Origin of the sequence: Nostoc favosum CHAB5714 (genome assembly GCF_020829495.1) — a bacterium.
GTDB lineage: Bacteria > Cyanobacteriota > Cyanobacteriia > Cyanobacteriales > Nostocaceae > Nostoc > Nostoc favosum.
Map to the genome: position 1 here is coordinate 1 of NZ_JAIVFQ010000132.1, position 14,346 is coordinate 14,346.

The following is a 14,346-nucleotide window of genomic DNA, read 5'->3' on the forward strand; positions in this document are numbered from 1 at the left end:
AGATGGTGTTAGGTACGCATGACAAGCGTCAAATCATTGAGGAGCCGTGTGAGGTGAAAGTCTCATGCACGGTTTTGAAGACCAACGGAGTTGGTGACAATTCCGTTGAGTTTAATCACGCAGACAAAGAGCCATCGATGGGATTTAACCCTGCGATTGCATCAGTCAGCCTGGGGTCATGTCGCAAGTTTCAGATAAAACCCATCGGCGGCAGACCAACGGATTTCTGGCTGGAACACGGCAGTTTACTCGTGATGCACAGGAGTTGTCAGTCTACACATCTGCATCAGGTTCCCAAGACCAACAAAGTTGTTAGCACCCGTATCAATCTCACCTTCCGACCACACACTGAAGGACGGAGATGATTCTGGCAAGGCCAGTGATCATGTAAAATGACAGTTTCTTAGTTCATGTGTACTACTTGTCCCGGTTAAAAAGCAGTCAACAGGACGAAAAAAACAACTACCAATACAAGTCCTGTTGATTGCTGAACTGAAAACTACGTTTCTTTGATCTGTGTCTACGTAACTAACCTAAAAGGCGGTATGACTCAATACCCCAAGCTTTGCATTGCTTCAAAATACTGGAGGGGATATGAATATAATCGAAACCGATTCTCAAGGCAAACATCAACAAGAATGGTTAAATAGTGGGGTTGACGAAGAAATCTTTCACCTGAATGGGCGATCGCTCTACGGGACGTTACCCTACGAATATCTGCTCTACAGTCCCAAAATCTCCCGTCGCAATGATGGACGGCTCAGAGACAGGGACTTGAAGAAATACCAGCACATTGAGTTAGGCGGCTGGTGGTGCAGTGGAGTTGACCCCCTCAACAACTACGCCCTAATGATGTGGGGCTGCTTCAAACCCGACCATCCCCGACGCGATCGCCAAAAGATCCACAAGTTCATCAAGTACGAACACCCATACAGAGAAGAGACACGCGCCTTCTTCCTCTTAGTACCGAATCGCATCTGGGTGAAAGTTTCCCTACGTTGCGGCATTCCCATCACCGAAGAGGACTTACAACATCCTGGGGGTTTCTGGCACTGGGTCTGGAAACATAACGTACCAGTGACAATTGTCGAAGGTGTCAAAAAAGCGGGGGCATTATTGACTGCGGGTTATGCTGCGATCGCTATCCCCGGTGTCAATGCTGGATACCGCACACCTACTGATGAGTACGGTACTGCTATTGGTAAACCCTCTCTGATTCCAGACTTGAAACATTTCGCAACACAGGGGAGACAGGTTAACATCTGCTTTGACCAGGACAATAAACCTGAGACTATCCAACGGGTGAGAACTGCTATCAGTCGCATGGGACGGCTGCTGGTAAATGAGGGCTGTTCGCTGCGGGTGATTGATTTACCTTTTGGCCAAGAGAAAGGGGTTGATGATTTTATCGTCGCCAAGGGTCAGCCAGCATTTGACGCACTCTACAACACTGCCGTTGCACTGGAGTTGTGGGAGATTAAGCTGTTCACTCTACTGACTTACCCGCCAGCGATCGCACTTAACCAAAGATTCCTCGGACAGCTTCTCGTAAGAGAAGGTGAAAAACTGATTATCCTCAAAGCTCCCAAAGGTACTGGTAAAACCGAATGGCTTGCAACTGAGGTGGCGAAAGCACATGATCAAGGGAGACGGGTATTAATCATCACCCATCGCATCCAGCTAGGTGAGGCGCTGTGTAATCGCTTCGGTGTTAACTATGTTACCGAAGTCCGCACGAATGAAACAGGCACATTGTTGGGATACGGGGTGTGTGTGGATTCGCTGCATCAGGAAAGTCAGGCGCGATTCAACCCTAATGACTGGTCAAATGATGTGATTATTATTGATGAATGCGACCAAGTATTCTGGCATTTGCTTAACTCTGGTACGGAAGTGCAAAAGCGGCGTGTGTCCGTTCTAAAAAACCTCAAGCAGTTAGTGCAGAATGTTTTGGGGAGTAGCCAGGGAAAGATTTACCTATCAAGTGCCGATGTTTCTGACACAGATGTAAAGTATGTTTTATCACTCGCTGGAGAATATCGAGTTAATCCATTCGTCATCGTCAACAATTATCGGCACGTAGCTGGAAATTGTTACAACTATTCTGGCAGTAACCCGAAGAATTTGATTGCAGCATTGGACAAAGCCATTGCCAAAGGTGGGCATCATTTACTCTGCTGCTCTGCTCAGAAGGCAAAATCCAAATGGGGAACCCAAGCACTTGAGGAACGTTTTCGTCGCAAATTCCCTCACTTACGAATACTGAGAATTGACAGCGAATCTGTTGCAGACCCCTCTCATGCTGCTATGGGGTGTATTTCTCACCTGAACGAAATTCTGACCGAGTATGATTTAGTTATCGCCTCACCCAGTCTTGAAACTGGGGTATCCATCGACATTGAAGGACACTTTGATGCTGTTTGGGGGATTTTTCAGGGAGTGCAGCCGGTTAACTCCGTGCGGCAGATGTTGGCAAGGGTTAGGGAGACAGTTGACCGTCACATTTGGGTGAGAGAGTGGGGGATGTCGGTTGTAGGGAATGGCTCTACATCCATAGGAGGATTACTCAGAAGTCAACACGTCGCCACACAAGCGAACATTGCACTGTTATCGGCGGCGGACAATGACGATTACAGCTTTGTTGACCAAAATTTTCAGCCCGAATCCCTACAGACTTGGGGCAAGCGTGGTTCTGTGATTAATGTAGAAATGCGGCGTTATCGAGAGTCTGTACTTGCGGGTTTGGTCGAAGATGGGTACACCGTTATCGATGCCGACGATGCATCGGATGATGAGAGCGGGGCAGTAATCGAGTCGGTCAAGGCGGCAAGTGAGCAATTGTATACTGCGGAGTGTAAAGCGATCGCTAATTCTGTTGAAGTCTCCCCAACCGAACTGAAGAAGCTGCAAGACAAAAGGGCGAAAACCAAAACCGAACGACATCAGCAGCGCAAGGCTGAATTGTCCCGTCGCTATGAAGTTGAAGTTACGCCTGAGCTTGTCGAGAAAGATGACGATGGGTGGTATCCTCAACTGCGGATGCACTATTATTTGACACTGGGGCGGGAATTTCTGACGAACCGTGATGCTAAACGGGCGAAATTGCAGTTAGAAGCAGGGGAAAATTCGATTTGGAAGCCTGATTTTAACAAGGGGCAGTTATTACCTGCTGTGTTGTTACTGGAAAATCTCAATCTGTTACAGTTTATTACACCAGACGTTCAGTTGCGGGGGTCTGATGAGAAGATGCTCGAGTTTAAAGTGCTGGCTGTAACACATCGGCACGTTATCAAGAATTACTTGAATGTTTCCATTTCTGAAAAGCACACACCGATAGCGATCGCACAGAAATTACTTGCGAAGATTGATTTGAAGTTGGACTACGTTGGTCGGTTGGGTAAGCGTGAAAATCGGGAGTGCGTTTACCAGTTTGTTACCCCTGATGATGAGCGTGATTCGATTTTTAGGCAGTGGTTAAATCGGGATGAAGCATTAAATCGTGAGTCGGTGTCAGGCAGCAATAATATAGTGTTACCGACACAAGGCATTGACACAACCTCCCAAATATTAGAAGAGGTAGTGTCCAGTCCCCAAGGACAAACCTGGAAAGGGCTGAAACTGAAATTGCAGCAAGGCTTGGACAGTATTGGCTCTTCCTACAGCGAGTTAATCTCCAAGGTTGGCGAGGCTATTGGGGTGGCTGATGGGGAGCCGTTTTGGAATGGATACGTCGGGCAAGTGGCAGGTTTGGGTTAACTTTGGGAGCGGTTGTACGTCTGTGGTGTGCGATTGGCTTTTTGCTGTGTAGGTCAGAGTAGTACACTATTCCATCAAAACCGTTATTGTGAGTCAGTTATTGTACAGTTTCCTCTTTTGGAAGCAAATAATCTCTATTGCCTTGCCCTTGAAAAAGACAATTGTGTGTTTGTTATCTTCTGAGTCGCTTAAAGTGACAAGTTTTGTTCTGCTCATTTTTCCCATCTCAGAGACGGTATTCTCAAAGAAATACGATTTCTGTCCACAGTCGCAATAAAATGATCATGGAAACACGGTTCTTGCCATTTTAAAAGCCAGGATAAATACCCCCAAATACTACCATGCTCTATGGAATGGATATCTGGGTCATGTTGTTATCCCGCTTGCTGATTTAACCAAACTTCTAAATCCGCCACTACAGAAAAATCTAATAACGCCTCTCCTATAATAGACAATTGCTCAATAGATAATCCTCGAACTCGTTCAATCAACGACGCATCAATTTCACCAAGACGACGATTTAGTTGACGTATAATTAAATCCTGTTGTCCTTCTTGTTTCCCTTCTTGTTTCCCTTCTTGTTTGGCTCTTTCGCGGTCTTGCTGATAAAGTGGTTCTAATCGCATAATTAACTCCCTATCATCTGATTCTAAATTTTGATTAATTCTTAAATTCTGGCGCAGGTTGTAAACTAATTCTAGCGTTACTTGCTTGTATGGGTGATTCAATGGTAGCTTTGATAATTCTACAATCGCCTGTGACTGCACACTTCCCCTGCCAAGAATTCTTAACCACAACGTGTCTGGTGTTTGTGGTAATTGATGTATGGCTACAATTGCTGTCCGTAGAGCATCACCTAAAAAGTATACTCCTGGCAACCACCCCGATTTCTGATTAACATTAAAGCTTGATAGTAATGCTGGGGATGCAGTTGGAGTTAGAACCCATAGTTTCGGAATATCTGACTCTTGGAGTCTAGTTTTATTCGCTTTAGCGTCTCGTCGTAAGAGAGCTTTTACTTCTAATAATTTTTGAATACAATCACAAATTTCATCACTAGAAGCTGCATTGCGAAATGGTTCTAATATTGCCGGAAATTCGGCAAATCTTCCCAGTAGCCCTAGCACTTCTAAATTAGAGCTTTGCTGTGCTAAAGGAGTAAATAATACATCAATTTCTTTGATTTCTCCTGATATTTTTGATGATGACTTTACTTACCCATAAGGTTTTAACAGTTCTTCGAGATAATCTTTGGCAAATTCGTCATGTACAAATCGAGTCATTCAATTGGGTTATTAAGAATTAATTTGAAGTGATTAATAATATTTTATCTGTATTTACAACCCATTTTAATCACGCCTCAAATTTAAGCCGTGAACGGTTACGTGTTTCACGCTGTTTCGCAATCGGCTACAGAATGCGCCCAGCAATTATGGCGGTATCGTCCTGATGTTCCCATGTACGTTTGGGTGGCTCCACGTCCTCCATTTGGTTATGCAGAAACCAATGCGCGACGCATCAAGGAAAGGATTCTCCAAACGAATGAAATGACCGCTTTTCTGATTCGCATTAACCGCGAGACAGGGAAACGTGGTGCAGAGAAGGATTGGGCATTGGATGCTTCTTGCCAAATTGAAGCACAGCGCAATTGGTCTATCAATAATCTTCGGTCTGATTTGCGTTAGCGGAGCTTAACGTAGTTATCGCTGTTGGAAGAAATGGGGAATACAATTATTCCTTTGGGCGACGGTGGTGATGAAGGAACTTCCCGGTGGATGAAGGCGGGTGGTATTGCTATCGATTCGGAGCATTATCGCAAAGTTGCCAATGCCAAAGATATTGATAGAAGAACTTATACCAGTAGGCAGCATCAGGATTATCTCAAGCCGGAGGAGGTTTTGGAGTGTGAGAAGTTCCGCATACAGGATACTTACGGGATGTCCGTAACCCCGGATTTGGTTGAGAAAGATGACGGGGGACGGTTAATTAAAAAGATTGTGGCACTTGAGGCGATACTTGCTCAAACCGGGGAAATGATTACTGATGAACAGGGGCGAGAATTTATTCCACCGCCGGCTATTGTTGCCGAACGCGATAAATCGGAACGGGAGCGATTAGCCATTTGCACTGACTGGAGCAATCATTCTACCGCGTGGCTTATGCGTCATCGGCTTGGACTCAGGGCTGTGCTGATGGATCTGATGGCTGGGGTTGAGATTAAAGGCGATGAAGCGATGATTCAGGCTTTGGCTGACTTCTCAAAACGCAATGCATCTCACGTTAAAGGCATTCTTAATCTGACCATCCCGCTATCGGAATCTCCAGTTTGGATTTTGGGGCAGTACCTCTGGCAACTGGGTTTGTCTACTGAGTCAAGAAGACCAATGGAGGATGGGCAGAGGGTTCGGTATTACCGACTGAATACTGAGGATGTCGAGTTTATCCAGAATGTGTTGGATTATCGGCAGAGGCAACGGGAGGATAGGGAACGGAAGCGGCAAGAATCACTTGAGCTTCAGGCGGCTTATGCGGCTAGGATACAGGCTCAGTATGGAATTAATCCGCCGTCTACACCCCCAAAACATGAAGATGGAGATAATAATCGGGGGGTATGGACACAGAGGCAGAACTCAGTGATTCTTGGTGGGAGCGAGTTAAATATTACGCTCGATTGGCGATTGAGCGGGTGGAGGATGGAGTTGACAAGGTTAAGGAATTACTTAGTACCCTGACAATTGATGAGCGTTGCGGTGTGATGCTGGAGTTTGAGGATCTTGACCCTGACAAATTTGCTCAATTGGTGACAGATGCGCCGCAATGGACTGAATGGATGGCGTGATTTGCTATTTGATAAGATCAGTTGACTGTTAATTCCTCAAGCATCATTTCAGTGTTGAGTGTAGGTGAACAGTCCTGTAATATCTATTGCTTCATTGATTGACTTATTTTTGAAGCCCAGTTAATTCTGAAACTTCAGAGTCTGGCGAAATTTCCGATGCTTCGTCACTATCAACCTTTAAAGAACGCAGTAATTCCCGAACTACATCGTTAAAGGGTCTTCCTGTTCTTGCACAGTATTGTGACAATTTCTCTCTTTCTGTTGACGTGAGATTTACTGTCAATCGTTTAACTGCCCATTTTTTATTCACCATTTGCTTTTTATACTCCCCTATCACTTTTGTCACAGAATCTTCGTCAACATCAATGAGGTTAATTTCCGATAGACGTGCGGAAAAAATAGCGTCAATGGTTCCCTCTTCGTATCGCACTTCTACGAACATATCGTGGGAACAATTATCTGCTGGAGACATTTCTCTTACTTCAACAAAATTAGATCCAGCGCGGATGCAACTGATTTCTGGGTTCGTTGATACGTATTTGCGATTGGATGTCACAGAAGAACAAGCCTTTCAAACGGTTGTCGATACAATGGGGTTAACACAGAGGGAAGAAGTTATGGAGATTGTTACTAGTTGGGAACAAAAAGGCGCTCAACGAGCATTGGAACAGGTAGCAGTGAATCTACTGCGCGAGGGTATGGCAACTGATGCAATTGCGCGAGTAACAGGGCTAACATTGGAGTGAGTACAGCAGTTACAGGTACAGATATCTCAATAAAGTCAACCTCAGTAAATGTTCTATTGTGATGACAGAAACTTCAGACAATTTTTTTCAAGCAATCGGTATTATTTATGGTCAATTAATATTAAACAAAAAACCTTACACCCTGACAGTTTTGGATAAAAACTATCAGGTGTTCTTTAAAAATCCCAGCAAAGCATTACCAGCAATCGCAAAAGAAATAAAAAACTCTGGTAATATTTTAAGGTTGTTGGTTTATCCAAATATCATCTATAACCCAAGCAAAGAAGATCCACATATTCAATTTCAGATTGTTGCTTGGTCATCGATAAGTGATGAACCAAATGGTCTTTTTAGAGAACTGAAAGATTTGGAATTTCTCCTTTCTGGATTATGGCAATTCATTCCAGGTTGCAAAACCCCATGCCTGACCGTTTTCAAAAATTATATGGAAGATAAGGCGGAAAATCTAAATAAATCGGATGTCTTCAAACGCAACTCGATTTTGAAGCCCATACACGTACCTCTGTTATGGGATGATTCTCTTGGTTCGCCAAATAATAATCCCAATTCAATGCCTGAAGACTTTACCAAGCCGCCTTATATCAGTATAAAAGCTAGATTTTTACCGGGTAGGAATTTATGGGAATTTGATAGTTTACATAAAGATGCCTGTTCAGCAACATCTGAACATATTTAAACTTGACTAATAAGCGTAGAAAATATGATGTGATTAGGACTTAGGCATTGTACATAAGTACTCCGATGCTCTGTTTTTAAGCTCGGTTAGGGCAGAAAAAAGGCTGCTTGCCATCCTTAATTGGTAAGAACGGCTAAGAAATATGTAGACAAACGAATTGAACAATTGGAAAAACAGTAAAGTATAGGTATAGGTATAGGACTCCTATTTGATTTTTGAAAAAAACTCAGTACACTAATCTTCTAGAATGCTGTTGCCTCTTGCGTTTTGTCTTTTGCCTATCTACGCAAATAATTTCAGTAATCAAATCGGATTCCTATAGTTTTGTCCAGAAATTAGTTTACTGTTTCAAACCCGGATAGAGCATCTAAACTTCGTTTCAACTCCTGCTTTAACAATTCCTGGTAAGTCTTTTCTCTGATCATCATCTGCTTATAGAGCATCTGCAAAAACAATGCGAGCTTGTTCACGGGACATCTGCTGCACTTGATCAGAGAAAGTTCTAAGGCTAAATTCTTGTTCTAAAGATAATTCAATGGGTTGATTCATCGCTTTTATTACTTACTCTTTTATTTGGGTTTGCTTATGTAAGCAAATATTGCTTTATATAAATAAATGTTACGATAGCTTTACAAAAACCAAAGGGGTGTAAACCGTACCAGCGTAGGTTAGAAATGCCGTATCTGCTGCTGAAAACCTTGATATCACTCCATTATGGCAACCCAAGTAAAAACCTAAGTTCTCAATTTTCCTAGTTTGAGGTTTTTAAAAGCATTTTTAGCCTCTGCTTGCGGCTGGCGATCGCCTACGGCGGGCGAAACAGCGCCATCGCTCAAAAGAAGAGATGGGCGATACAATTATTCCTTTGGGTAAGGGTGAAAAGCGTATATCCCTGGTATTCCTAGATGAAAGGGTGCGGGGTTGCAGGTTCGGGTGTGGGGAATTAAGAATGTCTTGAACTGCTTGACGTACTCGCATTTAATTGTCTGAAACACACTCAGCTATACCCTACCCCCAACAAGATAGCCCTGACAAGGTTTCACATGAGTCTTCGTGCCATTCCCCCATGATTCAGTAATACCAATTCTTCTTTCATTAGGCAACAGATGCAATTTCTGAAAATGCTACTAATTTAAATTTCTTAATTGCGAATTCCTTTCTTTGTATAAGTCATACCTATATAATCCTTGAGAAAGTTTCCTCAACTCTGTGGGATTGCTACTATTACATCACAGTAAAAATAATTTACCAAGTCATAGCGAATGAGGGTGCGGTTTTGAAATCCCAATTAACTAATCATCGGGTCGATTTACAAGATTGCACTATTTTTTATCAGCAAAGTAGGTTGGAGTCGAGTTCAATCCCTATCCTATTTCTACACGGTTGGGGAATCTCTACTGAGCCTTATCAAGAAGTACTGAAACTACTAGCACAGCACCATACTATAATTGCTCCTGACTTACCTAGTTTTAGGAGATCAACTTACTCTGGGCTACTTCCCGATTACCTTAGCTATAGCAAATGTCTCCTTTCGTTTCTGGAAGTTTTGGATTTACAACAATTTCATCTAGTAGGACACTCATTCGGCGGAGGTATTGCCATTACTTTATCTACACTTGTTCCACAAAAAGTCAGAAGTGTAATTCTGATAGATAGTACTGGAATTCCTACGCCATCTATACCGGAGATGATCCCGCGAAGGGCAATCGAAATGACCGCTCAACTGTTTCTCCCAAGACTCAGGTTGAAATTAGTTGATATTCCTTTGGTTTTCTCCTACAACTTGTTGTTCAACACAGTAAATGTCATTCAAGGATTGCTAATTTCTTTATACGAAAATATCAACCATCTGCTACCAAAAATCCCAGCTCCCTGTTTGTTATTATGGTCAGAAAAAGACCTAACTACACCATTAAGTAACGCTCAAAAAATGGCGGCAATTATTCCAGACTCTAAATTAATTACTGTAGAAGAAGGTTTCCACGAATGGGGACTCTGGTATCCTGAGAAATTTACATCACTCATATTGGATTTTATTTGTCAACTTGAGCAATATTGATACAGCTTGAACTGGGGCAAAGTACAAGCTCAGTCTCAGTTGTTCCCCCTGCCCTCCGCCTTGATTTTATCCAAACCGATGCGGCAATTAATCTGGGTAATTCTGGCGGGCCTTTGCTCAACGCTCAAGGACAAGTAATTGGCGTTAACACAGCAATTATTGGCAAAGATCGCGGCGACGCTTTGGGGACTTCCATCAAAATTGGAGATGTCCACACCTTGAGTTCTAACTGTGCTTGAGTCTCAAGCCCTTAAATACTGATTAGACAGCCAGGGGTCTGTCTGCAAAGGCGATTTTATAAAGAATTTTTAAGAAATTAACATTCTTCAGAAAAGGAAAGACCTAATGCTGAAGTAATCATGTCGAAACCTAATTATTAGTTTTTCAATTTTTTGGAGTCGAGGATAATGTTGAAGTTCACCTGTTTCATGATTGTCGGGGCAGTATTGTCGATTACTGCGCCGACTTTTGCTGAAAGTCGTGCGGTTAATATCAGTATTGGCAGTATTGGTGGTTCTTTAGATAATGCCGCTTTGAGAACAGTTCGTCAGATTATTGGGTTTGGGGTAGGCACTGGCACTGTTGATAAATTCATTGTATATAGTCCCAGGAATGGTTTTCCTATTCCCATCGAAGGAGGTTTATCTGCTTGTGCTGAAGCTGGCTTCGGCATCAGCAATACAAGATTTAATGCTTTTATCCAGGAGTTGCGTTCAATTAATCCCAAACCAGGGACTTTCTACAATGTAGAACTTACCGCAAGCTGCAAACAGAAATAAGACGTTTGCACTCAAGCGCGGTAGGATGGGCTTCGTACCTCAGCCCATCCATCGAGTTCCCTCTGAATCCAGTTAATAAATTTTTAATAATTAATATCTGGCATTCGGTATTAATTGTTATAAGTAGATTCAATTAATAGCCTAAAATAATGCCTATTTCTATATAATAATTATTATAATCCGAGGGAAAGACAAAAAGCATGATTGACCACGATCGTCTTTTCAAAGAATTACTATCTACGTTTTTTGTTGAGTTTCTTGATTTATTCCTGCCTCAAGTAGTCAGTCAAATAGACCGTGATTCCATTCAGTTTTTACCCCAAGAAGTGTTTACTGATGTCACCTCTGGGGAAAAGAAGGAAATTGATTTACTGGCTCAATGCCGCTTCGAGCAGCAAGATACTTGTTTTTTAATTCACGTTGAAAATCAGTCCTATACTGAGACAGCCTTTGCGAAGCGGATGTTTAAGTATTTTGCGCGTCTCCATGAAAAATATGATTTGGCGATTTATCCCGTTGTGATTTTTTCTTTTGATGAACCCAAACGGGCCCAATCTCAAAATTATCGTGTCACCTTTGGCGAATTCAAGGTGCTGGAATTTCAGTTTGCAGCTATTCAATTAAATCGCTTAAGTTGGCGAGATTTTCTCACACAGCCAAATCCGGTAGCAGCAGCACTGATGTCAAAAATGAATATTCGCCGTGAGGAACGTCCCCAGGTAAAAGCAGAATGTTTGCGACTGCTGGCGACGTTAAAGTTATCGCCAGCACGTATGCAATTGATTTCGGGCTTTGTGGATACGTATTTGCGGCTCGACGATACTGAGAAACAGGTCTTTCAAGCGGCAATCAGTACAATGGGATTAGATGAACAGGAGGAAATTATGGAGATTGTAACCAGTTGGCAACAGGAAGGCGCTCAAAAAACGAGAGAAGAGATTGCATTGAACTTATTGCACGAGGGTCTAGCTATTGAAGTAATTACACGGGTAACAGGTTTAACATTGGAGCAAGTACAGCAGTTACAAGCAAAGGTGTCTCCAGGAACTTAATCTCAGTAGACATTCGTGTATCCTCGTTGAGGTGTCAATTGAAGGAAAGAGTTTTTTAAACCTTTAAAAAAGCATAAATCTTCTATGCCTCGAAAAACCCCACCTTTATCCCATTCTACTCTTGAAACTCCACTAAAGCTGAGGTAATATTTGTTCCTTGCCTTCGCTTTATTTGTAGATGAGTATGAACTGTTCAAAAAGATTTTAGAGAACTATGCCAATTAAAAAACGCATTGAGCTTAGTCCGGGATGTTTCCTTAATCCCGCAGATAAAAAGATAGTTGTCAATTTAGCTAGTGAAGACATTTTAACTTTAATCACCCAAGAATTAAAAACTCGTTACTCCCCAGAAACTCAAAAACAAGTAATTGAGGAGAGTTCCCAGTTGTTGCCTGATTTCGTGCTTCAAGAATTATTAAAGCGCCAACAGCAGGTAGTAAACGTTAACCCCAATACCTTGATAGTGGTTAACTGTCAAATAGCAGAGGTAGAGGTTGATGACTTGGGATTTGATTTAAATGTCGAAGCATATTTTGTCATTACAGATACAACAGGTCAAAATCATTTTCGGGCTAATAAGATAGTCCTTTGGTCGAATATATGGGGTGATGAACAACGGCTTTTTGATTTAGAAGATGAGCTAGGCGACCAATTCTGGACAAATTATCAAATTCAGTTGCTTTTTGATGAAAAAAATCAGCAAACAATTGAACTATCAGTATCTCAAACAGATGATTATACAGCAAGGTTGGAATTTTACCCATCACTGAAAATGTTTTCACCATCTATAGTTCCAAGAACGGATAATGACTTTTAAAATTTTCAAATCACATCAGAACTAACAGACTCCTTATAGGGAAAACCACAGTAAGGACAGAAGCGGAATTTCACCGACGTAATCGGTTCGTTACACGAGGCGCAACTATTACGTAACCCAGTCCCGCACAAAAAACAAAACTTGGAGCGCGGCGACAACCAAATATCTTCAAGCGTTGTTCCAGGCTGCCAACAGTGGGGACAAAATTTGAGAACATCTGATGCCCCAAGAGCAACACCACGAACAACCGCATCTAGGTACTCAGATGGAATCTGCAATGCGATGGCTAACCCACGCTGAATGAGTGCTATTGAGCTTAGTAGTCATCCCTCGTTCAATCTTACCTAAACTTTGAAGATGAATCCCTGCCTTTAGGGCCAGTTCAGTTTGACTTAACGAAAGACTGGTGCGTATTCTTTTAACGTATTCTGCCAGCGATTCTTGGGGTTGAGGGGTGTTATCCATGATGAAGTATGTATTAAAATATATGCTTAGTTATCTTAGTTAAATATTGTTTTTTGAAAATTATACACTGCTTTTAGTCCGAAAATAGGTAAAATATGACAACTACATTAGCACAAGTTGCTACAGCATTTCTCTCACGAGATGGATTAGCTATTAGTACACTTAAATCTTAGGAGCAAACGCTACTATCTTTGCTCAAAGAGCATGGCGGAACACCTGTAGAATTAGTAGACCGTCAACTACTTAAGGATTATCTACAAAGCTTAGATGACTTAAACTACACAACCCATAATCGCCATCAAGCGATAATCAGCGCTCTGTTTAATTTTGCTGTAGATTCCGGCTACATTCAATCAAACCCAGCTAGCCGTTTAAGTCCCAGGAAACCGGAACGAGAACGGGGAGAACACAAGACAGACGAGATAATACGCTATCTCACGCCATCACAGTTAGATATTTTGTATACAAACGTCAAAAAATCTAATGCCAGACTGGAGACAATAGTCCGCTTACTGCATCGAAGTGGAGCCAGGATTGGAGAATTACTCTCCTTAGAGCTAGCACACATAAATATGGAGCAACGCAAGTTCCAAGTTGTAGGTAAAGGTAACAAACAACGCTAGTGTTTAATGCGTGAAGATGCGGAAATTGCTTTACAAGACTATATCAAATATTATCGCCACTCCGCATCCAAGGCATTATTCACCGCCCAGCACCCAACAACTAAAGTCATAACACCAGTAAGTTATGAAGCCGTGAGCGCTGATTGGAGAAAAGTAATTAACCAAAGCCATGAACTGAAAGGCATTCGTCTGCATGACCTCCGCCATACATTTGCGACTGAGCGGGTGGGACTAATGGCGATTGAGGAGCTACGAGCGCTGATGGGGCATGAAAATATCCAAACTACCTTACGCTACCAGAAAATTACATCTTCACGAGCCGAATCAGTAGCTAAGTCAGCTTTAGATAACTTGGTAAAGAATATATAACTTGTTTTCTCACTATGTGGGGTAGTGTTACGGAAGCTGCGCCCAGGGGCAAACTAAACAGTTTAGTTTAGAAAAGAGACAATTTTATTGGTATGAACGCTTCCTTGAAAAGTACCGAATTTTCTTTTGGAGTTGGCACAGTGA

The 14,346-nt window shown here is 42.3% G+C and carries 14 protein-coding genes and 4 pseudogenes; 12 read left to right on the plus strand and 6 right to left on the minus strand.

Features of this window, described 5'->3' with window-relative positions; genetic code table 11:
• A partial coding sequence (locus tag LC586_RS36320; protein WP_229490416.1) for an alpha-ketoglutarate-dependent dioxygenase AlkB occupies positions 1–365 on the plus strand: 365 nt, incomplete at its 5' end.
• 229 nt (positions 366–594) lie between these two features.
• Positions 595–3,756, plus strand: a complete 3,162-nt coding sequence (locus LC586_RS36325; protein WP_229490417.1) for a plasmid replication protein, CyRepA1 family — start codon at positions 595–597, stop codon at positions 3,754–3,756.
• A 374-nt stretch (positions 3,757–4,130) separates the two neighbouring features.
• On the opposite strand, the pseudogene LC586_RS36330 reads toward LC586_RS36325, so the two are convergent.
• Positions 4,131–5,039 (minus strand): annotated as a pseudogene (locus tag LC586_RS36330) (DUF4351 domain-containing protein).
• Between the two features lie 90 nt (positions 5,040–5,129).
• Here LC586_RS36330 and LC586_RS36335 point away from each other — a divergent pair.
• Together LC586_RS36335 and LC586_RS36340 are read left to right on the plus strand one after the other, a co-directional pair.
• On the plus strand, positions 5,130–5,441 hold the full coding sequence (locus LC586_RS36335; protein WP_229490418.1) for a hypothetical protein: 312 nt from the start codon (positions 5,130–5,132) through the stop codon (positions 5,439–5,441).
• Positions 5,442–5,474: 33 nt separating this feature from the next.
• Complete coding sequence (locus LC586_RS36340) at positions 5,475–6,488, plus strand: hypothetical protein (protein WP_229490419.1); 1,014 nt, start codon at positions 5,475–5,477, stop codon at positions 6,486–6,488.
• A gap of 210 nt (positions 6,489–6,698) precedes the next feature.
• Here LC586_RS36340 and LC586_RS41300 read toward each other — a convergent pair whose 3' ends face one another.
• The gene (locus LC586_RS41300) at positions 6,699–7,151 is read right to left on the minus strand and encodes a calcium-binding protein (RefSeq protein WP_309143429.1); all 453 of its coding nucleotides are present in this window, start codon (positions 7,149–7,151) and stop codon (positions 6,699–6,701) included.
• Here LC586_RS41300 and LC586_RS36355 point away from each other — a divergent pair.
• Positions 7,102–7,341: a hypothetical protein gene (locus LC586_RS36355; protein ID WP_229490420.1), complete on the plus strand. Its 240-nt coding sequence runs from the start codon at positions 7,102–7,104 to the stop codon at positions 7,339–7,341. The two genes, LC586_RS41300 and LC586_RS36355, sit on opposite strands and share 50 nt — an antisense overlap.
• Positions 7,342–7,402: 61 nt before the next feature.
• Positions 7,403–8,038, plus strand: coding sequence for a hypothetical protein (locus LC586_RS36360; protein WP_229490421.1), 636 nt, complete (start codon positions 7,403–7,405; stop codon positions 8,036–8,038).
• Positions 8,039–8,373: 335 nt separating this feature from the next.
• Here LC586_RS36360 and LC586_RS36365 read toward each other — a convergent pair.
• A pseudogene (locus tag LC586_RS36365) lies at positions 8,374–8,587 on the minus strand (NblA/ycf18 family protein).
• A 185-nt stretch (positions 8,588–8,772) separates the two neighbouring features.
• The gene (locus LC586_RS40960; RefSeq protein WP_267921790.1) at positions 8,773–8,895 is read right to left on the minus strand and encodes a hypothetical protein; all 123 of its coding nucleotides are present in this window, start codon (positions 8,893–8,895) and stop codon (positions 8,773–8,775) included.
• 419 nt (positions 8,896–9,314) lie between these two features.
• Here LC586_RS40960 and LC586_RS36370 point away from each other — a divergent pair, with 419 nt between their 5' ends.
• The 5 genes and pseudogenes from LC586_RS36370 (at position 9,315) to LC586_RS36390 (ending at position 12,745) form a co-directional block, all read left to right on the plus strand.
• Positions 9,315–10,097 (plus strand): alpha/beta fold hydrolase, encoded by a 783-nt coding sequence (locus LC586_RS36370; protein ID WP_229490422.1) that lies wholly within the window; start codon positions 9,315–9,317, stop codon positions 10,095–10,097.
• A 65-nt stretch (positions 10,098–10,162) separates the two neighbouring features.
• Positions 10,163–10,250, plus strand: a pseudogene (locus LC586_RS43125) (trypsin-like peptidase domain-containing protein); the annotation flags it as partial.
• A gap of 254 nt (positions 10,251–10,504) precedes the next feature.
• A complete protein-coding gene (locus LC586_RS36380) occupies positions 10,505–10,876 on the plus strand; it encodes a hypothetical protein (RefSeq protein WP_229490423.1) in 372 nt (123 codons plus the stop codon).
• Positions 10,877–11,076: 200 nt separating this feature from the next.
• Complete coding sequence (locus LC586_RS36385) at positions 11,077–11,928, plus strand: Rpn/YhgA-type helix-turn-helix domain-containing protein (protein ID WP_229490424.1); 852 nt, start codon at positions 11,077–11,079, stop codon at positions 11,926–11,928.
• A 214-nt stretch (positions 11,929–12,142) separates the two neighbouring features.
• Positions 12,143–12,745 (plus strand): hypothetical protein, encoded by a 603-nt coding sequence (locus LC586_RS36390; RefSeq protein WP_229490425.1) that lies wholly within the window; start codon positions 12,143–12,145, stop codon positions 12,743–12,745.
• Between the two features lie 5 nt (positions 12,746–12,750).
• Here the strand turns inward: LC586_RS36390 and LC586_RS41305 are convergent, their stop codons facing one another.
• Both LC586_RS41305 and LC586_RS41310 read right to left on the minus strand, forming a co-directional pair.
• Positions 12,751–13,023 carry a zinc ribbon domain-containing protein gene (locus LC586_RS41305; protein WP_306423325.1) on the minus strand — a complete coding sequence of 91 codons (273 nt, stop codon included), beginning with the start codon at positions 13,021–13,023 and terminating at the stop codon, positions 12,751–12,753.
• Positions 13,007–13,210, minus strand: coding sequence for a helix-turn-helix domain-containing protein (locus LC586_RS41310; protein WP_306423326.1), 204 nt, complete (start codon positions 13,208–13,210; stop codon positions 13,007–13,009). The genes LC586_RS41305 and LC586_RS41310 overlap by 17 nt, the downstream gene beginning before the upstream one ends.
• A gap of 191 nt (positions 13,211–13,401) precedes the next feature.
• Here LC586_RS41310 and LC586_RS36400 point away from each other — a divergent pair.
• A pseudogene (locus tag LC586_RS36400) lies at positions 13,402–14,202 on the plus strand (tyrosine-type recombinase/integrase).
• Positions 14,203–14,346 lie beyond the last annotated feature (144 nt).